The 24,942-nt window shown below is 44.4% G+C and carries 33 protein-coding genes and 1 other RNA gene (1 of these 34 only partly in view); 3 read left to right on the forward strand and 31 right to left on the reverse strand.

Annotated features, from left to right (window positions below; all coding sequences use genetic code 11):
- Positions 1 to 54, forward strand: a transfer-messenger RNA (tmRNA) gene (gene ssrA / locus ACO59Y_RS03025); it begins 204 nt to the left of the window's first position.
- 197 nt (positions 55 to 251) lie between these two features.
- Here ssrA and ACO59Y_RS03030 read toward each other — a convergent pair.
- Entirely contained in the window at positions 252 to 545 is a 294-nt protein-coding gene (locus tag ACO59Y_RS03030) for a hypothetical protein (protein ID WP_486130520.1), read from the reverse strand.
- A gap of 78 nt (positions 546 to 623) precedes the next feature.
- Here ACO59Y_RS03030 and ACO59Y_RS03035 point away from each other — a divergent pair, with 78 nt between their 5' ends.
- Both ACO59Y_RS03035 and ACO59Y_RS03040 read left to right on the forward strand, forming a co-directional pair.
- On the forward strand, positions 624 to 902 hold the full coding sequence (locus tag ACO59Y_RS03035) for a type II toxin-antitoxin system RelE/ParE family toxin (protein ID WP_486130522.1): 279 nt from the start codon (positions 624 to 626) through the stop codon (positions 900 to 902).
- 8 nt (positions 903 to 910) lie between these two features.
- Positions 911 to 1,210, forward strand: a complete 300-nt coding sequence (locus ACO59Y_RS03040; protein WP_486130524.1) for a HigA family addiction module antitoxin — start codon at positions 911 to 913, stop codon at positions 1,208 to 1,210.
- A 34-nt stretch (positions 1,211 to 1,244) separates the two neighbouring features.
- On the opposite strand, the gene ACO59Y_RS03045 is transcribed toward ACO59Y_RS03040, so the two are convergent.
- The 30 genes from ACO59Y_RS03045 to ACO59Y_RS03190 all read right to left on the reverse strand — a co-directional run bounded on the left by ACO59Y_RS03045 (position 1,245) and on the right by ACO59Y_RS03190 (position 24,793).
- Positions 1,245 to 2,114, reverse strand: a complete 870-nt coding sequence (locus tag ACO59Y_RS03045) for a hypothetical protein (protein ID WP_486130526.1) — start codon at positions 2,112 to 2,114, stop codon at positions 1,245 to 1,247.
- Positions 2,111 to 2,482 (reverse strand): hypothetical protein, encoded by a 372-nt coding sequence (locus tag ACO59Y_RS03050; RefSeq protein ID WP_486130528.1) that lies wholly within the window; start codon positions 2,480 to 2,482, stop codon positions 2,111 to 2,113. The genes ACO59Y_RS03045 and ACO59Y_RS03050 overlap by 4 nt, the downstream gene beginning before the upstream one ends.
- Positions 2,479 to 6,513: a TipJ family phage tail tip protein gene (locus ACO59Y_RS03055; RefSeq protein ID WP_486130530.1), complete on the reverse strand. Its 4,035-nt coding sequence runs from the start codon at positions 6,511 to 6,513 to the stop codon at positions 2,479 to 2,481. The genes ACO59Y_RS03050 and ACO59Y_RS03055 overlap by 4 nt, the downstream gene beginning before the upstream one ends.
- A gap of 3 nt (positions 6,514 to 6,516) precedes the next feature.
- A complete protein-coding gene (locus ACO59Y_RS03060; RefSeq protein WP_486130690.1) occupies positions 6,517 to 7,038 on the reverse strand; it encodes a tail assembly protein in 522 nt (173 codons plus the stop codon).
- Positions 7,039 to 7,061: 23 nt separating this feature from the next.
- Positions 7,062 to 7,823 (reverse strand): C40 family peptidase, encoded by a 762-nt coding sequence (locus ACO59Y_RS03065; RefSeq protein WP_486130532.1) that lies wholly within the window; start codon positions 7,821 to 7,823, stop codon positions 7,062 to 7,064.
- 2 nt (positions 7,824 to 7,825) lie between these two features.
- Complete coding sequence (locus tag ACO59Y_RS03070; RefSeq protein WP_486130534.1) at positions 7,826 to 8,560, reverse strand: phage minor tail protein L; 735 nt, start codon at positions 8,558 to 8,560, stop codon at positions 7,826 to 7,828.
- Positions 8,560 to 8,895, reverse strand: coding sequence for a phage tail protein (locus ACO59Y_RS03075; protein ID WP_486130536.1), 336 nt, complete (start codon positions 8,893 to 8,895; stop codon positions 8,560 to 8,562). The genes ACO59Y_RS03070 and ACO59Y_RS03075 overlap by 1 nt, the downstream gene beginning before the upstream one ends.
- 15 nt (positions 8,896 to 8,910) lie before the next feature.
- Positions 8,911 to 12,234 (reverse strand): tape measure protein, encoded by a 3,324-nt coding sequence (locus ACO59Y_RS03080; RefSeq protein ID WP_486130538.1) that lies wholly within the window; start codon positions 12,232 to 12,234, stop codon positions 8,911 to 8,913.
- A 58-nt stretch (positions 12,235 to 12,292) separates the two neighbouring features.
- Complete coding sequence (locus ACO59Y_RS03085; RefSeq protein ID WP_486130540.1) at positions 12,293 to 12,484, reverse strand: hypothetical protein; 192 nt, start codon at positions 12,482 to 12,484, stop codon at positions 12,293 to 12,295.
- Between the two features lie 49 nt (positions 12,485 to 12,533).
- Positions 12,534 to 12,890, reverse strand: coding sequence for a DUF2513 domain-containing protein (locus tag ACO59Y_RS03090; RefSeq protein ID WP_486130542.1), 357 nt, complete (start codon positions 12,888 to 12,890; stop codon positions 12,534 to 12,536).
- 53 nt (positions 12,891 to 12,943) lie between these two features.
- Entirely contained in the window at positions 12,944 to 13,777 is an 834-nt protein-coding gene (locus tag ACO59Y_RS03095; RefSeq protein WP_486130544.1) for a BRO family protein, read from the reverse strand.
- Positions 13,778 to 14,090: 313 nt separating this feature from the next.
- Positions 14,091 to 14,459 carry a hypothetical protein gene (locus ACO59Y_RS03100; protein ID WP_449236039.1) on the reverse strand — a complete coding sequence of 123 codons (369 nt, stop codon included), beginning with the start codon at positions 14,457 to 14,459 and terminating at the stop codon, positions 14,091 to 14,093.
- A 76-nt stretch (positions 14,460 to 14,535) separates the two neighbouring features.
- Entirely contained in the window at positions 14,536 to 15,078 is a 543-nt protein-coding gene (locus tag ACO59Y_RS03105) for a Rha family transcriptional regulator (RefSeq protein ID WP_486130546.1), read from the reverse strand.
- A 54-nt stretch (positions 15,079 to 15,132) separates the two neighbouring features.
- On the reverse strand, positions 15,133 to 15,363 hold the full coding sequence (locus ACO59Y_RS03110) for a phage tail assembly protein T (RefSeq protein WP_486130548.1): 231 nt from the start codon (positions 15,361 to 15,363) through the stop codon (positions 15,133 to 15,135).
- A gap of 44 nt (positions 15,364 to 15,407) precedes the next feature.
- Entirely contained in the window at positions 15,408 to 15,833 is a 426-nt protein-coding gene (locus ACO59Y_RS03115) for a hypothetical protein (protein ID WP_486130550.1), read from the reverse strand.
- Between the two features lie 42 nt (positions 15,834 to 15,875).
- Positions 15,876 to 16,532: a hypothetical protein gene (locus ACO59Y_RS03120; RefSeq protein ID WP_486130552.1), complete on the reverse strand. Its 657-nt coding sequence runs from the start codon at positions 16,530 to 16,532 to the stop codon at positions 15,876 to 15,878.
- Positions 16,533 to 16,535: 3 nt separating this feature from the next.
- Entirely contained in the window at positions 16,536 to 16,880 is a 345-nt protein-coding gene (locus ACO59Y_RS03125) for a DUF3168 domain-containing protein (protein ID WP_486130554.1), read from the reverse strand.
- 1 nt (position 16,881) lies between these two features.
- Positions 16,882 to 17,364: an HK97-gp10 family putative phage morphogenesis protein gene (locus ACO59Y_RS03130; protein WP_083015876.1), complete on the reverse strand. Its 483-nt coding sequence runs from the start codon at positions 17,362 to 17,364 to the stop codon at positions 16,882 to 16,884.
- Positions 17,357 to 17,680, reverse strand: a complete 324-nt coding sequence (locus ACO59Y_RS03135) for a phage head closure protein (protein WP_486130557.1) — start codon at positions 17,678 to 17,680, stop codon at positions 17,357 to 17,359. Before ACO59Y_RS03135 ends, ACO59Y_RS03130 begins: the two co-directional genes overlap by 8 nt.
- Positions 17,681 to 17,995 (reverse strand): head-tail connector protein, encoded by a 315-nt coding sequence (locus tag ACO59Y_RS03140; protein WP_486130559.1) that lies wholly within the window; start codon positions 17,993 to 17,995, stop codon positions 17,681 to 17,683. It abuts the gene before it with no gap.
- 40 nt (positions 17,996 to 18,035) lie between these two features.
- Positions 18,036 to 19,232 (reverse strand): phage major capsid protein, encoded by a 1,197-nt coding sequence (locus tag ACO59Y_RS03145; RefSeq protein ID WP_486130561.1) that lies wholly within the window; start codon positions 19,230 to 19,232, stop codon positions 18,036 to 18,038.
- A gap of 2 nt (positions 19,233 to 19,234) precedes the next feature.
- Positions 19,235 to 19,894, reverse strand: coding sequence for an HK97 family phage prohead protease (locus ACO59Y_RS03150; RefSeq protein WP_486130563.1), 660 nt, complete (start codon positions 19,892 to 19,894; stop codon positions 19,235 to 19,237).
- Entirely contained in the window at positions 19,878 to 21,119 is a 1,242-nt protein-coding gene (locus tag ACO59Y_RS03155; RefSeq protein ID WP_486130565.1) for a phage portal protein, read from the reverse strand. Before ACO59Y_RS03155 ends, ACO59Y_RS03150 begins: the two co-directional genes overlap by 17 nt.
- Positions 21,116 to 22,627 (reverse strand): terminase large subunit, encoded by a 1,512-nt coding sequence (locus tag ACO59Y_RS03160; RefSeq protein WP_486130567.1) that lies wholly within the window; start codon positions 22,625 to 22,627, stop codon positions 21,116 to 21,118. Before ACO59Y_RS03160 ends, ACO59Y_RS03155 begins: the two co-directional genes overlap by 4 nt.
- Positions 22,627 to 23,091 carry a hypothetical protein gene (locus ACO59Y_RS03165; protein WP_486130569.1) on the reverse strand — a complete coding sequence of 155 codons (465 nt, stop codon included), beginning with the start codon at positions 23,089 to 23,091 and terminating at the stop codon, positions 22,627 to 22,629. The genes ACO59Y_RS03160 and ACO59Y_RS03165 overlap by 1 nt, the downstream gene beginning before the upstream one ends.
- 108 nt (positions 23,092 to 23,199) lie before the next feature.
- Positions 23,200 to 23,511 (reverse strand): HNH endonuclease, encoded by a 312-nt coding sequence (locus tag ACO59Y_RS03170; RefSeq protein ID WP_083015894.1) that lies wholly within the window; start codon positions 23,509 to 23,511, stop codon positions 23,200 to 23,202.
- 41 nt (positions 23,512 to 23,552) lie between these two features.
- A complete protein-coding gene (gene lysC / locus ACO59Y_RS03175; RefSeq protein WP_486130571.1) occupies positions 23,553 to 23,834 on the reverse strand; it encodes an Rz1-like lysis system protein LysC in 282 nt (93 codons plus the stop codon).
- Positions 23,740 to 24,081 carry a DUF2570 family protein gene (locus tag ACO59Y_RS03180; RefSeq protein WP_486130573.1) on the reverse strand — a complete coding sequence of 114 codons (342 nt, stop codon included), beginning with the start codon at positions 24,079 to 24,081 and terminating at the stop codon, positions 23,740 to 23,742. The genes lysC and ACO59Y_RS03180 overlap by 95 nt, the downstream gene beginning before the upstream one ends.
- The gene (locus ACO59Y_RS03185; RefSeq protein WP_486130575.1) at positions 24,033 to 24,575 is read right to left on the reverse strand and encodes a lysozyme; all 543 of its coding nucleotides are present in this window, start codon (positions 24,573 to 24,575) and stop codon (positions 24,033 to 24,035) included. The genes ACO59Y_RS03180 and ACO59Y_RS03185 overlap by 49 nt, the downstream gene beginning before the upstream one ends.
- Positions 24,572 to 24,793, reverse strand: coding sequence for an HP1 family phage holin (locus ACO59Y_RS03190; RefSeq protein ID WP_486130577.1), 222 nt, complete (start codon positions 24,791 to 24,793; stop codon positions 24,572 to 24,574). Before ACO59Y_RS03190 ends, ACO59Y_RS03185 begins: the two co-directional genes overlap by 4 nt.
- Between the last annotated feature and the right edge of the window lie 149 nt (positions 24,794 to 24,942).

The following is a 24,942-nucleotide window of genomic DNA, read 5'->3' on the forward strand; positions in this document are numbered from 1 at the left end:
GTACTGAAGGTAGAGTAATTTCGGACGCGGGTTCAACTCCCGCCAGCTCCACCAGATTTTATATAACCTCAATATAACTTCAATAATAAAATCAGTCAGTTAGCAATTTTAACCAAATTTCAATATCACTATAATATAACTTAAAACGATCCGTATATGATCCGTGGATTCTTTAATAATTAATTTACGTTTAGGTCAAATCAACCGCACTCGGTTAAAAGTGCGGTTGTATTTTTTAAGGATTAATTAGACTACACTACGATTTGATTTGTATCTTTTAAATGTTTGTAAATCCGATCAAGCATAATCTGCTGCGGCGTTTTGCCGATATCATCTTTTGCAAGCGGTGCACTGTTAATACTCTCCGCAGCCTGCGCGTCGATCCACTTATATTCGCTCACTATTTGCGTAAAGTCCGTTACCGTACCATCAGATTCTGTACCTGTGCCGATAACATATTTCGCATTGATTGAGCCGTCATCTTGAATAGAATAACTGGCGATGGCGCTATAAACTGGGTTTAAGATTTTATTAAATGTTGTCATATAGACTCCTTGTTTTGTATATTTACGCTTTACAAGCGCGATAGTTTATTGTATAGTACGGCTATACAAGAGGTTAAAATGATTCTATCGTTCAAACATAAAGGGCTTGAACTCTTTTTTACCACCGGATCGACGGCCGGTATTCAGGCTAAACATACGAACAAATTGCGCTTACAATTGGACGCGTTAAATAGAGCTACTTGTCCTCAAGATATGAACGCGCCGAGCTGGCGGTTGCATCCATTAAAAGGCAATCTCAAGAATTATTGGTCCATCACCGTAAATGGAAACTGGCGTATTACGTTTAAGTTTGAGAATGGGCACGCTGAAATTGTTGACTATCAAGATTATCACTAGGAGTTATCATGAAAATGTACAATCCACCGCACCCCGGTTTCGTATTGAAAGAATACATTGAAGGCATGAAAATTGGTGAAGTAGCGAAAAAATTAGGCGTTTCCCGCATTTCACTTTCCCGCATTCTTAACGGCAAGACGGCGATTAGCGCTGAAATGGCCATTCGCATAGGGCTAGCACTCAATACCAGTCCTAATATGTGGCTAAGCATGCAGGGTGACTACGACCTCTGGCAAATCGAACATAACAAAACCTTTTCGATAACGCCTTTGTTCCCACATAACCCATCCAAGCCGTTACAGGCATAAAAAACGCGGTCAATTGACCGCGTTTTTTATGCTCTTATATTTTTGGTTTATCCACAATCATGATTGGATTTAAAATCGCACCTATACTTTCTGCGTACATTCGTTCTTCAAAATCCATTCTGTTTCCTGGGGTAACATAACATACACTTTCAAATAAAAAACCATCAGAAACAATAGCAGTAGAGTACGCTGCGGATGAATCAAATACGCCTGTCCTCATAAATCTTACAAATTTACGTATATACCCAACAGATACGAGCTTATCTTCCCCAACATATATCTTTTTCCCCTCGGTCGGTAGTATATCTTTTGGCGTGTTATATCTTTCTGTTGCGAGACATAAAATACCTTTATTATGTTGATTGACCGGTTGGCCGCGGAATATATCTTGCGTTACTTTTAATGCCGTTTTGAGGCGGACAATATCCCACCCACTGTGATAAAGCATCTTTCCTGCCGATGAATATATGTTGATGCCATATTTTTCTTGCTTTTTATTTTTTACCTGATCTAGCGATTTAAAAACATAATAATTAGCACTATAGTTGCCACTATCACCATCGGGTTTAAAAACAATTAAGTACCATCCATCAGATCTATAAACCACTTGGGCATCGGTGTATGTGCCAAAAAACACAATACCAGATATGTTTATTCCTCCGCCATTTCTAATTCCTCCGCCAGTCCATCCCTTATATACGGATGGGGTGTAGTTATGCTCAACAAAGACAAAAGGGTATTCTCCAGGTGGAGATATTTTTATTTCTTTGTAGTATTTCGCCGCTGGTGATGTTGTCTTAAACTTATCTAAAATGGACTCATACTTAATCATTTTTTCAAAGATTAAGACTTGTTCATTACCTACAAATAAAGGTAGAGCATCTGAAAAAATACCGTAATTCATAATATTTTTTCTCTCCATAACAAAATAGCAACAACGCTGGCTTCGTAACGCCAAACGTCACTTACGTTTTTTACGGTTTGCCAATGCGCCTTAGGCGAATTCTCTCTCCCACTTACTGGCAAAATATCCGCATATGCAACGACAATATCAACTCCACCTTGATGCCCTGGATTCAAAAAGTCAGACTTGCCATATTGAGTATCGCTCCGCAAGAAAGTAAAAAATTGTCTATACTTTTCTTTCATCGAAACGGGCAACTCTTCAGCGATATACTCACCGCTAGATCCAGTTGGGGTAGGTATTACCTTTACAAGCATAGCAACATCAGAATTGTCATTTTTGCCATCAATCCATAATCCATAACTCATAATAAGTAACCTATTTTAACTCTTACAACACCTCGATCGTCATAAACAATAATCTGATTATTATTCATAACAAGCCCCCTATTTTGCGAGCTCGCTCGCACCAAAAAACTACCTGTTCGACCGACTTTTAATACGCCATCACCTCCGCTTATGTCAATTTCACCACCAGAAATTTTCGGCGCTCTAATCTCCTGATTCGCCTGTATATGCTCACCACGGATTGTATTTGCGATAATACTTCCACCGTGAACCTGAGTAACACCTGCATTTGCCCAAGGGCTAGGTTCAGTGGTGTGCTCGGTGCATTCTTCGAGCATTGGCCGAGCTAAAAACATATAGCAATTTGTTTCATTTACTTTAGCGTCATAAAAAAAGAAATGCACATCTAAGCTAGCAACGTGTGGGTGAGCTTGAAATTTAATGAAAACGCGGTCAGCATTATTTATTCCGTTAAACGAATAACCCTCCCTACAATATTTTGTAATATTGCCTAAGTATTCGCCATTACTTCCACGTTGGTCGATATAAAGTTGAACTGCTGTACTTCTATGATTTCCCATATAAACACTAAGCATATACCAAGTATTAGCAGTGATAGCAATATTTTGAGAAATACCCGATCTTGTATTAATATCTCCAGTTCTGTAATTATGCCAACGCACCACATTTTCATTTGGTAAATAACCACCTTTTTTCAAACCCCAATCAGGATCTTGAATACATTGTCTTTCTCCTAATTTGTTATCAGGAACATTCGTTGAACCTATCCACCCATAAGGCACGCCATTTGTCGGATTAGCAAAAATCGGGTTATAAAGTAAGTTTTCTCCCGAACCCGATGAAAACTTATCTCGAGTAATCGTTCCTGCTACTACAAGATCACCACGAATACCAACTTGCCCATTTGCAACAGAAAACACTGGTTTCACATTGCTGTCATTAGCATTAGCAACAATACCAAATTTATCAGCCATCACAATGACGGAGCTTTCAGCGATCTTTCCGTCACTTGATGCACCAAGCGCAATACCCGCAATTGCAGTACGACCGCCAGCAACAACCTGCGTCTTGATAGTGTGTGTCGCCGACAATTTGCCGTTTACCCCTGCAACTGCACGACTAACCACATCGATTTCCGCTTTGCTTTGAGCTACTGCATCCGTTTTTGCTTTGTCTGCCTTAGCTTGTGCATCTGCTTGCCATGTTGCACGTAGGCTTTGTTGAGCAATGCCAGCAACTTCTGACCTGTCCGCTTTGGCGGTACGGATGTTTGCGATTGAGCTTTCCGCAGTACCCATTCGTGCGGTAAGTGCGCTAATCTGCTGAGCATTAGCCTTATCGCTGTTAGCCTGAGCTTGTTGTACAGCCGTTATGCCGGATAATGCAGATTCCGCCTTGGCCGTTACGGTTTTAATCGTCTCGGCTTGTGCTTTGTCCGCTTTTTCCAGTTTTTGGATTGCCGTCCCTGTAGTGGCTGCTTGGTTATTAATTTGTTGGAGCGCGTTATTTACTGCCGCAATGCGGGCTTTTGCCTCTTCTGACACCGCACTATTTACATCATTTTTGAGCGAGTTAATCAACTCTTGCCCAAGGTGTGATTTAGTGATTTTGCCCTCAATTGCATTGAGTAGATTATCCGGGTTGTGGTCAGCCTCGCCAAATACGGCCTCGGTAAACTCACCTTTGTTGTCGTTTTTATCGCCACAACGCAACCAAAAATAATATTCCGCGCTCAACGGCACGCCGCTCATAACATAGTTATTTTGTGGATATGGCAAGGTTGCCACTTTAACCGCTTTGCTAATATCATTAGTGGTACTACGCCAAACCTCGGTATAGTTGCCAACACTTGCTATCTTTGGCAAGTCCCAATCAAGCTCGATCGCAAATAATAGCGATTTAGTTACAAATCGAGGGATGTTGAGATTAACCTCAAATGTACGTGTTACTGGATCGGATAATTGACCCGAGCTGTTTTTGCTGCGTATCTCTACCGTATATCTTCCGTTCGGGAGATTATCAAAACTAATCTCCGGGCTGTCTAAGTCTAAGTGAGTGCTGTATAGATTGCCGTTACGGTATAACTTAACGTCATACTTAACAGCGCCTTGATTTGTTGGTGTGGTCCACATTAATTTAACGCCGCCATCACCAAAGCTAATATCTGCATTGGCGGGCTTATTAACTCCTGCGCCATGAGTTGTAGTAACGGACGGTGCAAAGCTAGCACTACCATCAACAATAGCCTCTTTCTGCGGTTCGTGCTGTAACGCAGTGATCGCAAAAGAACCGTCGTTGTTTTCAGCAATGCCAATCGCGCGATAAAGCTGCGTTTTTACTTGCGCCGTGTGCAACGTCCAATTCGCATTTTCCACAAGTCCAACCGGTTCGCGATCTAAATTCACTCGCTGCTTGTCATCAACACTTAAAATTTTCACGCGGACGATTTCAGCCGTTCCGGTAGTGCTTAAATAACCGAGGTAACTATCGGCGGTGAAATCAATCGGGCGATCTAACGTCACAACCTTTCCATTAATCGACAATACGCGACCGCCTAAATTTGTGTTGGCGTATCGATTGTCTGCCACTTCGATAATATCGCCCGGCAAATGAGCTAATCCCTCGCGCCCAACGCTAAAGGTAATTGTGCATTGCTCAAGGCGCGAGGTCTCAAGTATCCATTTACCGTAACGATGAGCTTGTCCGCGCGAAGTACAGGCAAACGCGGTTATCTTCTTCACGTTGTAACCGTAGCGGCGAATCAGGTCATCGTCCGCCACATACTCGATCGCCTTTTGATACATATTGCGTTTGTCGGCATATTCCACTTCAACGGCGGTATAAATCGCTTTCTGTGCCACATATTGACGACTAAACTTGCCGTCAATTACGTTTGACTGCGTGTAGGTGCAAACTGGATCTGTAGGGCGGTCTTGTGTCGCGGTCATTTGCTGACCGTTCCAAATCACCATGGCTCGGAACACGCTTGCCATGTCGGAAAGTACTTCGTACGCGCTGCGCTGGTCGGTGATCCACAGGTTCGCCGTCATGCGCGGTTCTTGCCCGCCGTAGCCGTCCGGTACGAGTTGATCGCAATACTGCGCGATTTGGTACAGCTGGAATTTATCAACGCCGAAATCGCCTAATCGTTCGCCCAAGCCAATTTGTTTATTGGTAACTAAATCATAAAAAATCCAAGCTGGGTTGTTTGTCCAGTCCTCTTTGAAATCGCCTTTCCAAATGCCGGCGGCATAGGTGCGCGCCACAGGGTCATAATTGCTTGGAATTTTTACCAAGCGGCCATGTAGCAGAAAATTGATATTCGGAAAATTCGGGTTGTAACGAGAATCTGTTTTAATCCCCACTAACGCCATATTCGGATATGACAGTTTAGTGTCGATGATTTCCGTATAACTTGCCCAGCTCGTCGCGTTCTGTAATCGTTGACTTTTGCTGTCTTCCGTTACCCGTTTTACGGTTACAGTGAACGGCACTTCCGGTAAATTTTCGATAATATAGCTGCGATAAAAACGCGATGAAGATTTACCCTCAATAGTATAAGTATTGCGCGGTAGATTATTAATTAATACCTGAAAAGTAACGCTTGATCCGTGCGTGTCGCCCTGATCATTTTGACTGAATAGCGCACTAACCGCCAGCGTTAAACGTAAGCGGGAAACGTCCGGATCGATAACGGTTTTAGTTAACGGGTGAGCCTGTTTAACTTCTGCATTTACCGGCACTTCTCGTTCGCTTGCTTCAAACCCTTTTAGCGGTAGCTGGTCTTGAGTACCAAGCGTAAATTGAATTTCGGTATTTTTGAAGTTAAAACTATCGGTATCGTTATCATCTTTGCCGTTTTCGTTTTGAATCGGCGTATTGTCAAAATACGTCGTTTTCCATTTGTTCACTGTGCCTTTGATTGGCCCGAGCGAAATCAAGCCAATCGCTCGTAATTTCTGCGCTGATTTCAGCGAATCCGGCGCTTCGTACGGAGTATGACCTCCACCGCCCTTATTTCCACCACCCATAAACTACCCTTTCTTTAATGCGTCCATATCATCAAACGTTTCAACACCCTGCGAAATAAGCACAAGGCTTGTCATCATCTCGCCGTACAATAACGGGATCGGTCTCCCCTGCGGCGTGAGATTTTTAATATTTGAAAATGAGGTGCTTTGTTTCTTTTCGCCCTCTTTGGCACTGGTATCCATATTCGGCGTAAGAGTTAGCAATGTCATCGCACCTGATAAAATCATTGCCGCCCCCATTGCATACCCGCTTGCCATGGCAAGATAAGACCAACCAGCCGTACCACCGATGTACCATGTAGCTGCAATAAGCACTACGCCGATAACAATCTGACCAATACCAAGCCCCTTGCCCGCACCAGCGATAACCGGCGTAAAATGCACCGTGCTTTCCTCGGTGAGCGTCATTTGTGGATTAGTCTTTATCTGTTCTTCCGTCAGGTAACGCTTGCCGATACGCACCTTGTAATAACCTTTGCGCAGGTGTTGTTGCAGTCCGTTAATCTGCGTTAACAAGCCGCTCATTAACTCGGAAAACGACCGCGCTTCTAATTCAAAGGGGGAATCAACAAATCGTTTAAGATCGCCGTGAAATGTAATTGTCGCCATTGCTTATGTCTCCAAATGCTATGCGTTGATCGCAGCCATGCTCCGTCATACGGCACGCGCGCGGACAATCGCCCTACACTATGATGTAGCATTGTTTGATCGCCAAGATAGATGCCGGCATGATTCGGCACGGCGCTACAAATTTTCAACAACACCACATCGCCAAGCTGCGCGGGTTCTTCTGCGAGCTTTTCAAATCCCAACCGCACTAAATTTTCTTCAATCAGGCTTTGACCGCTTTCAAACCATTCAAAATCATAGCCCGCCGGTGGTTTTGGTCGTCCGAAATCCAAGCCCGCCAACATATAAGCATCTAACACCAACTGCGAGCAGTCTTGGTGATAATTGATAAAATTACGCCCCAGTAACGCCGGCGCAGGTCGAAACTGTAAAATTTCATTATCCACCACCAACCAAAACGCTGTAGCACACCGGATCTGACACATACGGTCGGCGGTTGATAAATACGGCAGACCGTCCGGGTGGGAGTGAACTAACGCGATAATCTCGCCGATTTCGCTTGTCATAATCCATTCTTCGTGATCAATCTCGAAATAATTCTCCGGATCTGCGGCAATGTTAGGGCATGGGTAAAATACTTTCTCACCGCCCTCCAAAACAACAAAGCCGCACATTTCGCGCGGCTCTTGTTTCTTGGCGTAATCAAGTATTTCTTTTTTTAATTCATTGGTAATTTCCATAATTAATTGCCGTATTGTGTGGTGGACGGAAACCCGCCAAAAGGTAAAGCGGTATCATTGCCCCAGCGCAATTTACACCCGCGCAGGCAATGCGAACACTTATCTTTTTTCGTGTCTGTTGTCGGCTTATCGAACTCGTCAGCAACCGGCGGACCGGTATAGCCACATTCCGCACTACGATAACGCCAAATACAAGTATCTGACGTAATCATTAAAATAGGTATGCGCGCATTATCTGTTTCCGCCGGCAAAGCAAGCTCAAACGTCGCCACGTCATCAGTTAATGATTTCAACTGCTCGATAATGTAGTAACTGATTGATTCCTGCGTCGGGTCGGCTTTCGTATTTCCACCAGCAAAATTCGCCGCGTCGAGGAATTGCGCATATACCAAGCGGCGCGTAACTTTTGCACCTAAACCCTGCCCGAAATCTTCAGCAAGTGCGGTCACAATTCCGTACATATTCGAGATAGTCAAAGTCGGGCGGTTACTCGGTCCTTGTCCAGATAGCTCAAAACCATCAGCGTTGATCGGGTAGGCTTGATACTCATTACCCTGCCAAATCACGTTTTGATGTCCTTGAGTTACTCCATTATGGAACCGCAATAATTCCCCTTTTTGCGTGGGATTGCTCGCGCTGTGAATGTGCCGCAAGTCAATTTCCCATAGTTCAATTAGCGCGCCCTGCTCAAGTTTCGGCAATTCTTGACGCATATCGCGCGGTATTGGCTTTGGCATTACACCACCTCTTCAAAGCTGCAACTAAATTCAGTGTGCGTCTTCCCGACGGTTTTACTCCATTCGGGACAAACTACCTTGATCAACTGGTTATCATTGGCTTTTTCGCGAAATAAAAAGGCGGTCACGCCGCCCTTATTCCTTAAAAATTTATCAAAATCGACCGCACTTTTATGATGAATTTTGAAAGTCAGCGAATATTTCCGCAATAACGGATTTAATCCGTCCACGATACGTTGTTCGTAACCATCGCCGAACTTATTCACTTTTCGGCGCGGTTCGTTTTTTACTGTGTAACCCGGTTTCGGGCAGTAAGGCAAAATATCAAGTGCCATTTATTACCTCATTCATTACGTCCGATTAAACGCCCCACCACTGCGCATATCTTCGCGCTGATTTTTGCGATAGCGCATATCCGCAATACGATCCATTTGCCGCATAAGCTCAACGGTAATTTGCAATTCATCGCCGTTTTGCTCGCTACTCACGCTGGCGGAAACTGGTTCGCCATTGTTGATCACTTTCACGGTGATGTTACCGCTACTCCGGCTGATGTTTCCGCCATAGTTAGGCAATTCAGGCACGCTTACACCGCCACCATTAGCAAAGCCACGACGCGGAGCGCCGTAGTTAAGCTGATCTAAAAAGCCACGTCCTAAACGGCTCGTGGCTTCTTTTGTGATGACGTACTCTCCTCGGTGGACAATACCAGCAGGCGCATATTTTCCGCCGTCACCAGTATAACCACCGCCAGCAAATCCGACGCTCATAATCTGCGAAATAACATTCGCGCCCGCTGCCGCAACCGCCGCCATATTGGCAAACTTCTGAGCTGGCGTCATAGCTGAACCGTCGCCCATTGCTTGCATGATCGCCATGGAAAGTTTGACATTGGCTTCTGCAATCGCAAAGGCTTTCGATACCGCAAACATCGCTTTATAAGCAGAGGATTGCTTACCTGCCGATTGCTCGACAGCAGATGCCAAATTACCAAATGCACCGCCCAGATCGTTCAATCCAGTGGCGTATTTCCCAAGCTCCTGCAGGGTTTCATCTTTTTTGTATTTATCGATGATCTGTTGTCTGCGTTGCTGATACTCTTCTTCGGTAATCAGTTTCTGCTCGTTAAATGCCTGCAACTGCGCCAATTCTTCCGCTTGTTTGTTTCGCGTTTCCTGTTGAGGGTCGTAGATTGCCCGTAGTTTGCTTAACGGATCAACTGCCTGTTGAGAAATCTGCTGTGCGTAATTAAATTGCATTTGCTGAGCAGCTTTTCTTGCTTCGTCAGCATTTAATTGACCGGCGGACCGCAATTCTTCAATACTGCCTAAATCTTCCGTAAGGTTTGATTTAAGCAGTTTTTCAGGCGCATATTTGCCGGCGAGTTCAAGACGCTGTTTCGCAAAACGTTCTGTAATTGCCGTCTTCGCTGTTTCATACTCTTGGTGAGATACAACGCCTTTGCGCATATGTTCATCGAGACGCTGAAACATCCGCACTTCTTCAAGGTTAATTTCACCTAGAGTTGATGACGATTTCTTACGAATTTCATCATAGAATGATAGCCAGCTATCGCGTGCGTTTTCGCCGCCTTTAATTTGAGTTTCGATTGTTTTGGTCTTTGTTTCAGTCTCAAACAACCCCTCAAGTTTTTTGCCCATATCTAACATGGTCTGCAACTGCTCGGCAGATAGATTGATCGCCTTAGCGGCACTTTGAGCCGCCGCGACATCGCCATTGGCAATCGCATTCAACACCTTAGAATATTCAGCACCTTTCACGCCAAGAACTTCATAAAGCCCGGCAAGCACATAAGACGCTTTGGCATGACCTTTATTTTTCAGCTCAAGGACTTCCAACTTGGCGCGTAAATCATCTGATTTTTTAGTCAGCTCGCTTTGAGCTTTCGCGAGATCGATAACGGCAGCCGTAGCCTGATTAGTGCTATCCTTATTTTTATCAATGCCATTTTTGACATCAGCGATAATTTGACCGGCTTTTTCTGCGCCAACATTAAATACAGATAATTTTTTGTGAATATCATCTAACGACTTGCCGTTATTCAACATGGACTGTACAAGTGCGCGTAGTTGGTTATCAAATGCCTGACTTTTAGCCGACGCAACTTCCAAGCCTCTTTTGTATTTTGCCGATGCTTCTTCTACTTCCTGCGCAGTTGAAGCAAACCAACCGCCGCGACGATGACTAAACTCGGTCGAGATCATCGCAGAACCCAATTTTTTGAGCTGCTCTTCTTGCTCTTTCATCGCTTCGATTTGCTCAAAAATCTTGGTAGTCAGTACGGCTTCGCTTAACCCTTCATAACTTTCTTTCAGTTGCTCATTGGCAGAGGCGGTATCAATCGCTTTTTTACGCGCTTCTTCTGCTTGTGAGTGGAAATATAACAATGCGCTGGCAGCAATAGTCACCGCACCGGCAGGACCGCCAAGCAGTCCCATAACACCCCGCAAACCAGCCGCCGCTGCGCTGGCAAGTCTGTTTGCCGTTGCTAAATTTTGTTTTGCTGTCGCTTCCGCTTTCGTCAGCGCAATAATCTGTGCTGCCTGCGCTTTCATCTGTTCGCGCAACGCAAATCGCGTTTTTTCAGATTGAGCGACCTGTAACTGTGCAGCCAAAGAAGCCATTTCTGTTTGAGCCGCCACCCGTAACGCAGTGGCTTTAGCATAGAGGGCTTTCGCTTCGTTGTAATGTGACAACGTGTTTTTCGCACTCGCGACACCGGTTTGTACAAGTTTTGCGGAATAATTACCGATCTGCCCAACCGCCAAGGCACCAGCAAATAACGTCGCCATTTTAATGGCATCTTCCAAATTCGCCGCCAAGAACTCTATGCTATTCGCTATGCCGGTAGTGGCTCCGGTGGCACTATCAATACGCCCGATCATTTGGATAAATGACGTTTCAAAATTGGTCATCGCGCCGGAAACCGACTTAATGCGATTAGCAAAATCATCATCGACCTGAGCCTTGACCTTTTTTAATGCTTCAACAACCTGCGGAATATCCAGTTTGCCGGCGGCGCCCATTTGTTTAAGTTCGCCGGTCGTAACGCCCAAACCTTTCGCGATTGCGTCCGCAAGTCCGGGGATTTGTTGTATTACCGAATTAAGATCTTGTCCTTTTAACGTTCCTGTTGCCAACGCTTGCCCAAATTGGACTAACCCCGCCTCGGCTTGCGCGGCGCTGGAACCCGACATAGCAACGGATTTTGTTACGGTTTCAGTTAACGCGGCGACATCAGCTTGGCTTAGTTTTAATTTTTCGGCATTTTGCGCAAATTTTTGATAAACAAGAGACGTCGCACTTACAGCCTGATTGGTCCGCAGGGAAATATCAAAAACAGTCTGTGTCGCCAAAGCAAGTTGAGCATTACCATTTGTTGATAGTTTTAATTGATTGGTTAATTCTGTGTTTGCGTCAGCATACTGGATAAATGCCTTAATTGAACTCGTCAGAGAATCTTTAAATAATAAAAAATTAGTTAATTTGCTGGAGTTATTCAGCGCAGTCATCGCCGAATCGATGTTTTCCAAATAACCCTTGGTTTTAGCCGAAAATGTCTGCGCGCGTTGCTGTGCCTTTGATAATGAATTTTGAAAATTGACTTGATCTAACGTTAGCTGAATATTCAGCGATCCCAATGTGCCGGCCATAAATAAACCCCATAAAAAAAGCACTCCGAAGAGTGCTTTTCTAAAAAGATAAAACTAATTACGAATTACTCGGTTTAAACCATTCAATCAACCCAAAAACAACAGATACAGCAACGATGATTGCGATATATCGGAAACTGCCCCACGCAAAACCGTCTGATAGGATAGAACCAAGAATATAAAGCGCTAAAATTGGAGCAACTACAAATATAGCGATCACTTTAACCATCCAAATAAAGATTTGTCCCATAGTTCCTCCTTTGTTCATATCTGTACTGTACAAAATTATCGTGCTTTATTCAAGGGATTAACTGCGAAATAATCGTTGTCGCTGCCGATTTCAACACGTCAAAAGACAAATCAATACCTTTGTTTTTCAGCATTGCTTTGCTTTTGTTCCAAACAGTATCATTGCGGATTTTGTCTAAGAACTCGTGACCTTGCCATGTAATAGCTTTCGCAGAATATAAACTATTCCCACGTATAGTAATTACATCTGTTTCAATAAGTTCTGCCTGTCCCATTATTTTGAAATGATATGACACAGTATCCGGATCGACCCCCTCAAACTGGTCATCTTTCAATGGAAGGCTTTCCTCAGCCATTTGCTCTAATTTAATTAAAATCTTACGAATAAGTTCCCAATCTCGTTTCATTTTATATTCTCCAAGACCGCACCGGTAAAAGTGCGGTCAGTTTTGAAAGTGTTTTAGATAATGGTTTTACGCTTACTTTGTAGGATTGGCGTATCGAATATGTTTGGGTTGCATTCGCCGTCCACAATTCGCATTCTGTGCGCCAGTTCAAGCAGCATATCTGCCATTAAGTGCGTTTCGTTCATCAATTTACGGTTCAGGCGTACGTCAACACAGCTTTTGCCGTCAATGTTTTTAACGACCGTGCGGTTTTCGTCATCTTCACGGGTGATAACCAACCAGCGACCGGCGTGAGGAATTTTCACCATTTGCGATGTATCTCTCGGCGGCGCAATCAATTCACCCTCTAACGCAATTTTATGTACATACTCTACCGCTTGAGGTAATTGCTCAAAAGTTAGATCTTCTATCGATTCCACGTTAAAGCGCTGGTGGATTAAATGGTAAGCGTCAGAATAAATTAAGCCTTTCTTGCTCACCAGCATATTTACAGCATTGCGTAGGCCCGTGCGATCATCTACTGTAGTTTTTGATTCATATTTGCCTGTTTTACGGATTGCCGGCAAGACTTCTGCTGTTACCCATTTTCTAAAACGGTGTGGAACAGATCCTTTTTTCACCGCATCACGACAGCGTAAGATCAAAGTGTACATTCCGCTTTCGCTAATGATAGAAATACTTTGAGCGCCATTTCCTGCCTGACTGTCGGTTAAACCGATAGTCGCTTTTTCGTCATCATCTAGCTTTAATAAAGCATCGCTTACGTTAGATATTTTTAATGTGCCACAAACGTCCTTAGCAACAAACCAAGGTTCATTGTTAATGACTAAAGTGCGGATAGAATTTGATTCAAAATTGAATGTAGAGAGTTGGGCTTGATTAGACATAGACTGTCTCCTGTGGTTTTTTCGATATTAAGATTTACCCAATTAAGGGTGCCGGGTGGTTCGAAAGCCTTCCACAGGTAGGCTGGGATTATTCCCCTTTCGGGTGTTGTATTCTCCGCCCGCCCGGCATAGATGAAATTTGATTTATGCGTGTTAAGTCTTAATGGCAATAAAACTAAACGAGATCACAAATTTTACGCATAAAAAAACCGCTATGCTATCGGGTGCGGATTGCCGCTGTGGAATATAAGGTTTCGACACCTTGGAACACAATATAAAGTAAAAACCCCGTCTTGTAAACGGGGTTTTTATTTTAGAATACAACTGCTTTAAGCTTAGTATATGTTTTACTATCTGTGGTCGCTAGCATCTTTCTACCGTCTTTTAGAAGCATAATAAAGGTTACATCTTTACCTTTTCCACCCAAAACTAGCCCAGCCAACAACCCTACTGGACCTAGAGCTAATGCGCCAACAGCCCCCCAACCTGCCGCGCCGCCAAGACGAACAGCACTTTCCTCACTGGCTAGTTCAATAGCTTCTATTTGATTCTTATCAAAAGTATATGTTTTCCCTAGTAAACCGCCACCTAAAGGGTCATAAATACTAACACTCCCTAAAAAAGTGCTAATTGAGTTGGCGGTAGATGATATATCCCCCGCATGAATTTTTAATTTAGCCATATTAGATCTCCATAGGTTAAAAAGTCTGGCAAATTTTACCCAACTTTTTTGTAGATCTCCGTGAATTAGATCACAATTATCTTAATAATTTTCCGTCAGCCACCAAAGGTAGTTCAATTTGAATTTTATCTTCAATAATGCGCAACGTAGCTTCTAATACCGGCTTTTTGCCTTTCCATTGATTTAAACCTTGACCGCATAGGCTGGCAAATTGTTTCTCGGCTTTGTGTTCGCCTAAGCATTGATAGTATTGCTCGAGTAATGTTGCGCCGCCTTTTGCTAATTGTTCCTGCATATAGTTAAAGGCTTTAATATAGGAAATTTTAAACTGCATTGCTTTTTTAGTTCGATACCCCATAACCAACAGTAAAAAACCATCTTTGGTCATTTCATAATATGGCAATGGCTTATTATTCTGTAAGTTATTGTTTTTAAAACAAAGCTCAAAATTGAGCCGGTTAAATTCATCATCACCATTTTCTAAAACTTCACGAATATCACGCAAAACATTTTTGTGGAGTTTTCCGAACACTTTCGCTACTGTTTCGGATGTCGTTACGGTTTTGTGATCTTTAATTTGAATAAATTGTTTGAAATTTTCTGGGTTTGCTAATTGCATGATGTTTTCCTTTATAAATTTTAGGCAACAAAAAACCCAGTGGTTAAACTGGGTCTATCGATTGGCTAAATATCTTTCCGAACCGTCATCTTCATCATCTTCTTCCGCCGATTTATCTTTGTAAAAAGGCATAAAGTCCTGTAATTCTGGCGGATTACCTTTTGGATCACGATTAATAACCGCCAGCAAATGTGATATTTGTGCTGTGCGGTAATCATCGCGCCAAAGTCCGAATGGTTGCTCACGGTAAAACAGCATATATTCGGAAAAATGACGTTCAGGCATCAACTCAATCTCTTCTAACGTCTTCCCCAGCGCCAAAGACAGGGTTACTTGGAATCTTCGGCGCTCGGTAAGTTTTTTGGTTCAATGTCAGCAATTGCCTTACTTAATTCTTCAAACACCGACTTATCTAATTGAGATAATTGCTCAAGATCTGCATCATTGGTTGGATCAAACAGGTTTTCGCCTTTTTCATCGCATAAGCGTGTAGCTAAAGTGCGTGCGATTTGATATGGGTCATAGACTTGAGCAAGCTGTTTTGCCAACGCTTCCTCATTATCAAAATTCAACTCAATACCCTGTTCTTGAGCAATTTTAAATAATGCTTGTTGTTGTCCATAAACCGCTTTATTCATGTCGCCGACCGTAAACTCACGGTAAAAATAGGTAATATCGCCAATTAAAAATGACCGAACTTTCGGCTTTGTTGCTAAAAGTTTTTCACGTAAACTCATTTCAATTCTTCCATTCATTCAAAAAAAATGACCGCACTTTTTACAGCGCGGTCGCGTTTATTAAGCGGCTACCGGTAAATGGTAATCGCGTTTTGCTTTTTTGATTGTGACGCCTGATTCAAACTTGCCTTTAGTCTCACCGGAGTAATTAGGCGAAGTTTGAATAAAGCCGGTGCCGTAAAGCGAGCCTTGCTGATTACGCAAAATCATCATGTAAGGGAATGTTTCCTTGGCAAAGAATTTTTTGCGTAAATCCGCCTGCATTGCGGTCCCCGGCGCGTAGAAGAAAGTGAGTTTTACTGAACCATACTCGATTTCGCCCGCTTCAGTTTCAGTACCCTCACTACACATTGTTGTGATGTCTTCTTCCGTGAGTGTATCGCCGTCGCCCTCAATCTGCTTGATCGCACAGAAATTGGAGGACCATTTAACCACCGCCACTTTTGCCGCGCTAAAGTCTGTTGGCTTATCTTGCGATGTCCAATCCACTTCATCGGCAAAAGTAATTGTGTCGGACGCAACGGATTTAACCGGGAAATAACCGTCAAGCGAACCAAGACCGGTAATTTTGACAAAATCGCCCGCTTTAGCACTGTGACCGGTTGCGGTTATTGTCGCGGCTGGCGTTACCGTGCAGGCGGTAATCGCTTTTTCGGTGGTCAAGCCAACACCGATATAAAATTTCGTCCCCTGGAACGGGGTTGTTTGTGTTGCCATAATTTATTCTCCATAAGCAATTTGATAATTAATAACGCGTCGATGTAACTTCGTTTCCGGCTCGTAATCACTGTGATCGCTCATGCGCTCGGCAAACTCAAACGCCGCTGAAAGTGCGGTAAAAATCTGTTTGCGAAGGCTGAAAATGTCGTCAGGATTTTTGCTGTAAACGTCGATTTGTACTTGGAAATCATCTAAATCGCCGTCTTCAAGCGCGGAATTGGGAGAGATGTTCGGAAACTGGTAAACGATGACCGGATAGTCTTTGTTAGTGTCCGGTATGACGCCATAAAAACAATGCCCTGACACCAAAGGCGACAGGGCGCTATAAATTTGTTGTTGGATCATGTCATTTTCCCGCCTCCGCTATAATTTCATCGCGTAACGTGTTAATTATGGTTTGTGCCGCCTGTTGCTTTGATTGCTCAAACGCAGGGCGCATAAAGGGTTTTGCCGGCATTTTTGACGTACCGAACTCTACAAATCGCCAGTAAAACGGGTCGCGCGGGTTATACGCGCCGCCTTTCCCTGTTTTATCCTTGAATTTGAGGACCTGTTTCGTTTTCAGCCCTTTCACCCAAACATAAGTATTTACTCTGCCGTTTTTGTCGATCTTCGTGCGCGACGAAATCGCTTTACGCAAAGTGCCGGGCTTCCGATACGGCGACGGCTGACTTAATACTGGGGCATTTGCTCTTGCGCGATCACGAATAATCGCGCCACCGCGCCGCATAGCTTTCACGGCAATGCGATTTTTTGCTTTCCTACCCAAAGCATTCATCGCTTGCCCTAACTCTTTCAAGCCTGTTACTTTTACTGTTACGCTACTCATTCGGACTTTCCTTACACATCAGCTGTAATGATGTATTCCGCCCGTTTGTGTTGAGAACAGATAAGATTTCATAGTGTTTGCCGTTGTGATTGACGCGCATTGTCGGTTTGACGTCATCACGATAACGTAACCAAATTTGCGTCGTCACTTCGGATTGCACTTGTTGAGCTGAGAAATATTCTCGCCCCGATAGCGGCTTGATTTCCGCCCACACGGTCGCAACATCACGCCATTTCGTGACCGTTGCGCCGTAATCGTTTTGAGCGTTGATTTGCTTTTGTAGCGTTACGCGGTGGCGCAATTTTCCGATTTCCATTTACACTCCCATAATTCGGTAAGGTTGGATCAATCGCCAAACACCCTCTTCAATTTCTTTCGTGGTTACACCGACTGCGACACTTTCCCGATGTTCATACCAATGCGCGATTGTCATCAGCATGGCTTGTTTGATTGCCGAATTAATGACTAAACCATTTGAGACATCTTCCGGCACGCTGTCCGCGTATAAAGTGCGGTCTAACTGGCTTTCGATGTACTCTTTCGCGGCAGATTCGTACAAAGTCAGCAACTCGTCTTCGTCATCGTGATCAAGGCGGCAATGCTGTTTGATAAGTTCGAGACCGATTAGCATAATAATTTCCGAAAGAAAGCCCCGTTTCCGGGGCTATGGATTATTTGGTTTTCGCCGCCAACGTACCTTTCACGAATGCTTCAGGGCGATAGATTGCTAACGCCAAACGTTCTTCGCAAAGGACGGTGACTAAGTTTTTCACAAAGTCATCTTCGTTTTCGGTTGATACCGCAATGCCTGATTGTTGGCGGTCAAAGATTTGCGCACCTAAATCAAATGCACCGGTCAAGAAACTGCCCGCCGCCATTGCTTGGGTTTGTACAACAGGAATGCCCCATAAAGTAGGCTGAGCTAAACTTTGCGGATTACCGATGATGTTGCGACCCATGCCGTCTTTTTCTAGCTCGATTTTTGCCCAGTCGATAGGGTTCAATACGAAACCGTTAGACGGATATTCAGCAAGGATAACTTGCAACTGCGCCAAGCGTAATTGGTCGATAATGGTGTACGCTGCGAGTTTCGCCGGATCTGCGAACGCTTGCGCGACATTCATAATGCCGGTTAAACCACCGGCGGCACCGTCGCCGCTAAGCAGCTGTTTGTCTTCAACCAATTTCAAGCCGTAAGTTAAACGACCGTTGATATAGCTTTGCAACATTGCCGCGTCGTCCAAAATTTGACGAGACGCTTTAACAAAGTGTGCCAACGTTTTAACACCGGTTGTAATTTCTTCAAATTGAAGATCGGATTGCGCTTTCTTCGCACCCTCGGACGCTTGCGCCGCCGCGTTATTCGTAAACAATTTTTCACGAACATATGTAATGGCGTTACTGTCGGTGGTACCCGGCATTAACAAATCGCGAATGGTTAATTTACGTTCCGGCGTAGCAACCACACCCGGCACGCGATGTTCAACCACTAATGCACCGGCAGAACCTGCAGCATCGGCCGTCGCGCTGGTAATGGTCGCTTTAACCATTAATTTCGCAGATTTGTTCGCGCGTGGGTCTTGTGCGTACGATTTAAACTGCTCGGTTTCCATAAGCTGTTCAGCAATGGATTTTTCAGTCGTTGCACCGGCACCACGACGCGCTAATTTTTGCTCAACGTCATCTAAACGAGTTTTTGTATCGTTTAATGTGGTTAAGGCTTCATCGACACGACCTTTCAAGTCATCAAGACCTTTTTCGCCGTTTTCCATTTTGCCTTTCAGCTCTTCACCAAGACCCTTTACTTGATCAGTGGCTTTTTTCAACTCAGCGGCGAGCTGTTCGACGTTCTTTTCTTGTTCAGGCATAATTAATTTTCCCCATTGATAGATTTAAGAATGTTAATTGCGTTGCTAATTTGGTTATTTTCAGGCTCGCCCTGAAGAAGTTTGCGCAAGCCGTGACTAGCAACAATCGTTGCTTGCGTTTTTGAAAACCCTAAATCTCTCAGAGCTTTCTCAAATTCGGGTAATGTCGGCAAACTGCCTTTTGCCAACGCAGATTTAACCGTTTCGACACGGCTTGCTTCATTCGCTGGGAACGTTACAATCGAGATTTCGCGCAAATCGATTTCCAACAACTCCAATACATCTTCCGATTCGTCATAAGCCCATTTGCCCACGCGATAACCGATAGATAAACCGTCAATCGCACCGGCGCGCATAAGCGCGTGGATTTCTTTTGCCTTAGCGACATCGTTTACCAGTAAACGCCCCTCGCCGTATAAGCCGTGTTCATCTTCTTTTAATAGCGTCCAAACACCCAACGGCTGATTACGGTCATGATTCCACAACACCGGCGGCATTTTGCCTTGCGCACTCCACGCCTTAAGCGATTCATCAAACGCGCCCTTACGAACGATTTCGTCATAGCTGTCTTTCACATCAAACACATTGCAATAGCCAGAAAAAAAGCCGTCTTCGTTGACGGCTTCTGTTTTGAATGTGAGATCTTTAACTTTGAATGTCATTTTGTTGTTCCCCGATTTTATCGATTGAGGTTAAATTCAGTTGTACGGTTAATTGATCCGCCCCCTCTACTGGTGGCAAATTCTCTAACGCTCGCACTTCGTTGCGCGTCATCACGCCATTTTGTAAAAGTGCGGTATAAAAACTTGCGCGCCCCGCACTATCCGCGCGGAGCAGCCCCTCTACGCTGAAAATCGGATAGAATTTTGACCGTTCTTCCGGCTTTAATAGCTTGCGCGAAATCGTCTGCTCAATGCGTTTTAGCATTGGATTGAGCGAGTACGTTAAGAAATTTTGGTTAATTTGCTCCGCACTTGACGCCCAAGACGATGATTTATCCGTGCTAAAGACTAATTGCGGCGGCACACCAAACGCGCGGCAGATTTCTTCAATGCCAAAATAGCGGCTTTCCAGCAACTGCGCGTCGTGTGGATTGATCCACGCGCCGGACATATTCGCCGGTTCCATGCCTGCTTCTAAAATCATCCATTTACCGGCATTTTCAGGCTTGCCAAAATCCGCCAATGCGTCACGCATTAATTTTCGCTGATCGGAGTTCAAAACACGGTCGCCGGTTTTCAAAAACCCACCGGCTTTAAGGTTGTTTTTAAATGCTTTGGACGCGGCGTTATTGGCATCAATTTGTAACCCCATGACTTTCGCCTGATAGCTGATTGGCGATAACCCGACTAAACCGTCAAGGGTAAAACCGCGGAAGTGTAAAATTTCTGATTCGTGATATTCGCCGCCGTCCACGTTATTTTTTGTGTAAATGTAAACGATTTCGCCACTGTCGCTACGTTTCACGCGCATATACTGTGGATCAAGAATATCAAGCGATACAACGCGCCCGCCGATACGATTAATGCGGCTATACGCGTTCCCCCACAAGTCAAGATTGGCAATCTGCGCTTCCCAAAACTCGCTCGAACACATATCCGCATTTGGCGCATCGTGAATTATTTTGTACAAGTCGTGCTTTGCGGCAATTTTGCGATCGCTGTCTTTCAGATGTAACGGCAGGGACGCAATCGTCTGACTGCGCAAACGAACGCACGCCCATACTGCACTTAATTTCAGTGATTTTTCTACATCTACACTGCTACCGGAGCCGCTCGACTGGCTAACAAATGGTTCGGCTGTTGAGCCTTTATCAAGACGCTTTGCACCACTAAACCACCGGTCATAAAATCGCGCCCACCAGCCCTGATCGTTTAATGTACTCATGCGATAATAATGTCCTGTAAAAATGAATCTATGTCTTGCGGTGTTTCTGCTGCTTCACAAATTCCCCGCGCCATTGCTAATGCAACCATTCCGTCAATGCGTCCGGTTGCTTTATGTTTTTCAAATTTTCGATTTCCCGCCGGGTCTTGCGTAATGACCGCATTTGCCGCGCACATCGTCAAAACTGGGTTCATGCCGTGGCGTAATTGCGAATTAAGCAAATCGCTTTCCAATGCGTCAATCGCCGGCGACATATCTTTAAAACCCTGCCCAAATGGCACCAACGGCAGGTTAATTCCCTGCGCGTCCATTTCCTTTTTGAAAATATCAATCCGCCAACGGTCAAAAGCGATTGCGGCAATATCAAAATCACGCAATATTTCCGCTATGTCTCGCACAACGTGCGCGTAATCAACAGTCGCCCCCGGTGTCGTACGCAAAAAACCTTGTTTCGCCCATGTGTCATAAGGCGAACGATCGCGTTTTGCGCGGTCTGAAAGACCAATTTCAGGCGTCCAAAAATACGAATAAACGTTCACTGCGCCGCTGTAATCTTTCGCAGTAAGAATAAAAGCGGTTAAGTCGGTCCGCGCGGATAAGTCCAAGCCGCCATATACAGTTAAACCGCTCGGGCTTTCCGGCTCGCCGCCGTTTTCTTTCCATACGTCCTGACTAACAAAGGTTGAAACAGTGCTTACGCGCTGATTCAAGTTCAAGTTACGGAATGTGTTTTCAAAACTTGGCATACGGTTAGCCTTTTCGGCAAGTTTGCGAATATCATCTTCACTGCGGAAAACACCTAAAGCCGGATTGGCTTGTTTCCACGCTTCCGGATCGGTAATTTTCAAATCTTTATCGGCGGTGTAAACATGACAAACCGTGTGCGGATCGCCACTGCTTTTCGCGTCATCAATCCAAATTGACAATAAATCTGCGTCATTCGCCGCCTGTGTACTGATTGTGAGTAGTAACGGGTCTTTGTGCGCACCTTGCGCAGTCGTAATTGCATCCACGAATGCCGACTGGCTACCCTGCACCTGCCCGACTTCATCGAGTATTGCTAACACAGGAGATAAACCTTGCGCGGTTCTACCATCCGCCGCCAATGCCTTATATTCAACATTCATCGGCAATCCGACTAAACGTTTCCCTGACGGTTTAATTGATACAATGTTGCTTAATCGGGGGTTAAACTGCACCATTTTTACCGCAAGGTTAAAAACGATCGAAGCCTGATCACGACTTAATGCCCCACTGACAATTTGGCTATTTTGTACTGCGACAGGTCCGACTAAATGCGCCAGCAATAAACAAGCAATTAGGGCAGTTTTGCCATTTTTCCGCCCAATAGAAAAAATCCCGTGGTTTGTTCCAGCGGGATTATCGTAAACATCAATAATAAATTTTTTCTGAAATGGTTCTAATTTTATTGGTTGCCCAACCGAAGCCCCCTCAGGCACAAAGCAATAGCGTTCAATAAATGCGATTACTTTTTCTGCTTTGGTCATTAGTTAATTGCCCTTGCTATCAAATCATCTTCATCTGATATAGATAAGCGCACATCTTGGTAAAGCTGATTGGTTTTCACTTGATCACGGCTTTCACCATTTGTCGCGCGGCTGTGGATTTGTAAACTGCGGCACATTTGGATTTCGCGTTTATACAAATCTTCGATTACATAATGCAGCGGGTGCATTTTCATTGTGCCGGTATCTGTTTTCACCCACCGGCGAGCCGAAGTAGCCAATTCCTTTTCATAGTCATCAATTTCTACATAGAGCTTGGCAAGTTTAGCGGCGCGTTCTTTGTCAATTGGTGTCCAGCTGTCTAACGCTCGACTGTTGATAATGCTTTCCCAGTACCGCATTTCTGCTTTTGTTAATTTTTGCGGCGGTGGGAGTTTGGTTTGTGCGGCTTTAGCGGCTAAGATTTTAGCGGCTGTGCTATCACTTCTGACTTTGCGTCCGCCCATAAAATCACCTCATAAAGCTGTAAAAAAGGGTAGAAAAACTGTAATAGCGATAAAATAGAGTTCCCCAGGCGGTATTTAGCCTTTTCTTTCTGAACTTTTTACCCGCCCCTACCTATTGAATGGATGTTCGGGGTCAAGCGGAAATCCGTTTATATCGCAACCAATTTCGTTAACGTTTTTTGTTTCTGCTTTTTGCTTTGAGCTATCGTGATGAACCTTACACAATGACTGTAAATTGTTCGGGTCATAGAATAGGTTTAAATCGCCCTTGTGTGCTTTGATGTGGTCAACTACTGTTGCGGGGGTTATCTTGCCCTCGCGCTGGCAGTAAACACACAAAGGTTCTTTTGCCAAGTGGTCAAGTCGTAATTGTTTCCATGCTTTGCGACTATATAAATAATGCCAACTATCACGGCTCATAGCTTACCTTATCCCGCCCTGCAGGCAGGGCTATTGAAATATCAATGCTGAGCATGTTCTACTTGCCATTCACGAATCTTATCAACTCGATTCAGGCACATATCGCGCTCGCGTTTGAGTATGACGGCGTACTGTGTGACATCACCGTAAGTCTTGCCGTCAAATCCTGTCTTGTCCAAGTAACCGATATAAGCCGCCGGTAACACTGGGCAAGTGGCAGTAATTGGTTTACTTGCGCAGGAACTCAATAACATTACTAGGAGCGTTAGCGTTATAAGCATTGCTTTGCTTAACTTGTTGTGGGATTGTTCTAATGACTTCATCTGATTGGCTCCGTGCTTCACTTTCCTGTTTTGATAATTCCAACATAACACGTTGATTTTCCGCCGCGTCTTGTTTCAGTTTGGCTATTGTTGCGCTTTGCGTCTCAATGGTTTGGGCTTGAGCTTGGTTCTCGGCCTTTAGGCTAGATATCTTCTGAGACTGGTACCAAGTCCAACCGCACAAGCCCAAAATCACAATCACCGATACGCCGATAATTGTTCCGGTGATTTTATTAATCCCAAACATAAGGCTTTCTCCACGTTACGACGCTTGACTAAACCCGGCAGGACTTTGCCCTGCGAGTACACCCAGCGGGGGAATTGATTACACATTAAATTAATATCACCTACGCGGGCATATTTAAATAACGAGGCTTGTTTTAACTTCGAGCAACCGGCGTTGAACGTGATTGATACCGCTGCCTCAAATGCGCCTTGCGGCAACTCTTTACCATTTGCCCAACGATTAACGCAATTCTCAGCAATCTTGATGTTATCTTTCCAACGCTCTGCTATTTCTTCGTCCGATAATTTACGACCAAGCACTACGTCGTTTGTATTGCCGATTCCGTCGGTCCATACATCGGCGGGGCATTTATACGGCTCGCGATAACAATCTTCCGCATTGCCGATAACCAACAACCCGACTTCACCGGTTCGGATTCCGTCCGGATATTGAGCTAGAATAATTCCGGCGATAACAACAACACTGCACTTCACTAATGTTTTAAGGTGCTTCATTTGATTAACTTCCCGTTTTTATCTCGGATGCCGGTACGGATTTCTTCAAGTTCTAACATGCGCTTTTTATATCTCGATTCTCGGATATAGCCGCAGACTGTGACAAAAATACCAATTAATACCGCCCACTCACTTAAGGTCAATGCCCCAATGAGACCGGTTAACCAACCCCAAAACTGAGATTCAACGGGCATATCTTTAAATACTTGCATTCTCATAACTCCACCTCGTGTTACTTTGTTAAAAGCTGGTTCCGCGAGGTAATAAAAAACCCCGACCGGAAAACCGATCAGGGTTATAAAATTCTACTTGGTAAACACCACTTACACGATGACCACCATATATTCCAATGATAGTGCAAGTATGC

It is taken from the genome of Rodentibacter sp. (assembly GCF_057314195.1).

Excerpts from the sequence above, each read along its gene's own strand:
- ACO59Y_RS03100 (WP_449236039.1), bottom strand. The coding sequence starts at position 14,459 with ATGGCTAAATTAAAAATTCATGCGGGGGATATATCATCTACCGCCAAC.
- ACO59Y_RS03085 (WP_486130540.1), bottom strand. The coding sequence starts at position 12,484 with ATGGGACAAATCTTTATTTGGATGGTTAAAGTGATCGCTATATTTGTA.
- ACO59Y_RS03180 (WP_486130573.1), bottom strand. The coding sequence starts at position 24,081 with ATGTTTGGGATTAATAAAATCACCGGAACAATTATCGGCGTATCGGTG.
- ACO59Y_RS03045 (WP_486130526.1), bottom strand. The coding sequence starts at position 2,114 with ATGAATTACGGTATTTTTTCAGATGCTCTACCTTTATTTGTAGGTAAT.
- ACO59Y_RS03165 (WP_486130569.1), bottom strand. The coding sequence starts at position 23,091 with ATGGGCGGACGCAAAGTCAGAAGTGATAGCACAGCCGCTAAAATCTTA.
- ACO59Y_RS03125 (WP_486130554.1), bottom strand. The coding sequence starts at position 16,880 with ATGATCCAACAACAAATTTATAGCGCCCTGTCGCCTTTGGTGTCAGGG.
- ACO59Y_RS03155 (WP_486130565.1), bottom strand. The coding sequence starts at position 21,119 with ATGAGTACATTAAACGATCAGGGCTGGTGGGCGCGATTTTATGACCGG.
- ACO59Y_RS03160 (WP_486130567.1), bottom strand. The coding sequence starts at position 22,627 with ATGACCAAAGCAGAAAAAGTAATCGCATTTATTGAACGCTATTGCTTT.
- ACO59Y_RS03075 (WP_486130536.1), bottom strand. The coding sequence starts at position 8,895 with ATGGCACTTGATATTTTGCCTTACTGCCCGAAACCGGGTTACACAGTA.
- ACO59Y_RS03135 (WP_486130557.1), bottom strand. The coding sequence starts at position 17,680 with ATGGAAATCGGAAAATTGCGCCACCGCGTAACGCTACAAAAGCAAATC.
- ACO59Y_RS03130 (WP_083015876.1), bottom strand. The coding sequence starts at position 17,364 with ATGAGTAGCGTAACAGTAAAAGTAACAGGCTTGAAAGAGTTAGGGCAA.
- ACO59Y_RS03080 (WP_486130538.1), bottom strand. The coding sequence starts at position 12,234 with ATGGCCGGCACATTGGGATCGCTGAATATTCAGCTAACGTTAGATCAA.
- ACO59Y_RS03060 (WP_486130690.1), bottom strand. The coding sequence starts at position 7,038 with ATGAGCGGCTTGTTAACGCAGATTAACGGACTGCAACAACACCTGCGC.
- ACO59Y_RS03065 (WP_486130532.1), bottom strand. The coding sequence starts at position 7,823 with ATGGAAATTACCAATGAATTAAAAAAAGAAATACTTGATTACGCCAAG.
- ACO59Y_RS03150 (WP_486130563.1), bottom strand. The coding sequence starts at position 19,894 with ATGACATTCAAAGTTAAAGATCTCACATTCAAAACAGAAGCCGTCAAC.
- ACO59Y_RS03115 (WP_486130550.1), bottom strand. The coding sequence starts at position 15,833 with ATGAATGGAAGAATTGAAATGAGTTTACGTGAAAAACTTTTAGCAACA.
- ACO59Y_RS03105 (WP_486130546.1), bottom strand. The coding sequence starts at position 15,078 with ATGCAATTAGCAAACCCAGAAAATTTCAAACAATTTATTCAAATTAAA.
- ACO59Y_RS03120 (WP_486130552.1), bottom strand. The coding sequence starts at position 16,532 with ATGGCAACACAAACAACCCCGTTCCAGGGGACGAAATTTTATATCGGT.
- ACO59Y_RS03145 (WP_486130561.1), bottom strand. The coding sequence starts at position 19,232 with ATGCCTGAACAAGAAAAGAACGTCGAACAGCTCGCCGCTGAGTTGAAA.
- ACO59Y_RS03170 (WP_083015894.1), bottom strand. The coding sequence starts at position 23,511 with ATGAGCCGTGATAGTTGGCATTATTTATATAGTCGCAAAGCATGGAAA.
- ACO59Y_RS03070 (WP_486130534.1), bottom strand. The coding sequence starts at position 8,560 with ATGCCAAAGCCAATACCGCGCGATATGCGTCAAGAATTGCCGAAACTT.
- ACO59Y_RS03095 (WP_486130544.1), bottom strand. The coding sequence starts at position 13,777 with ATGTCTAATCAAGCCCAACTCTCTACATTCAATTTTGAATCAAATTCT.
- ACO59Y_RS03040 (WP_486130524.1), top strand. The coding sequence starts at position 911 with ATGAAAATGTACAATCCACCGCACCCCGGTTTCGTATTGAAAGAATAC.
- ACO59Y_RS03185 (WP_486130575.1), bottom strand. The coding sequence starts at position 24,575 with ATGAAGCACCTTAAAACATTAGTGAAGTGCAGTGTTGTTGTTATCGCC.
- ACO59Y_RS03050 (WP_486130528.1), bottom strand. The coding sequence starts at position 2,482 with ATGAGTTATGGATTATGGATTGATGGCAAAAATGACAATTCTGATGTT.
- ACO59Y_RS03035 (WP_486130522.1), top strand. The coding sequence starts at position 624 with ATGATTCTATCGTTCAAACATAAAGGGCTTGAACTCTTTTTTACCACC.
- lysC (WP_486130571.1), bottom strand. The coding sequence starts at position 23,834 with ATGAAGTCATTAGAACAATCCCACAACAAGTTAAGCAAAGCAATGCTT.
- ACO59Y_RS03055 (WP_486130530.1), bottom strand. The coding sequence starts at position 6,513 with ATGGGTGGTGGAAATAAGGGCGGTGGAGGTCATACTCCGTACGAAGCG.
- ACO59Y_RS03190 (WP_486130577.1), bottom strand. The coding sequence starts at position 24,793 with ATGAGAATGCAAGTATTTAAAGATATGCCCGTTGAATCTCAGTTTTGG.
- ACO59Y_RS03110 (WP_486130548.1), bottom strand. The coding sequence starts at position 15,363 with ATGCCTGAACGTCATTTTTCCGAATATATGCTGTTTTACCGTGAGCAA.
- ACO59Y_RS03090 (WP_486130542.1), bottom strand. The coding sequence starts at position 12,890 with ATGAAACGAGATTGGGAACTTATTCGTAAGATTTTAATTAAATTAGAG.
- ACO59Y_RS03030 (WP_486130520.1), bottom strand. The coding sequence starts at position 545 with ATGACAACATTTAATAAAATCTTAAACCCAGTTTATAGCGCCATCGCC.
- ACO59Y_RS03140 (WP_486130559.1), bottom strand. The coding sequence starts at position 17,995 with ATGCTAATCGGTCTCGAACTTATCAAACAGCATTGCCGCCTTGATCAC.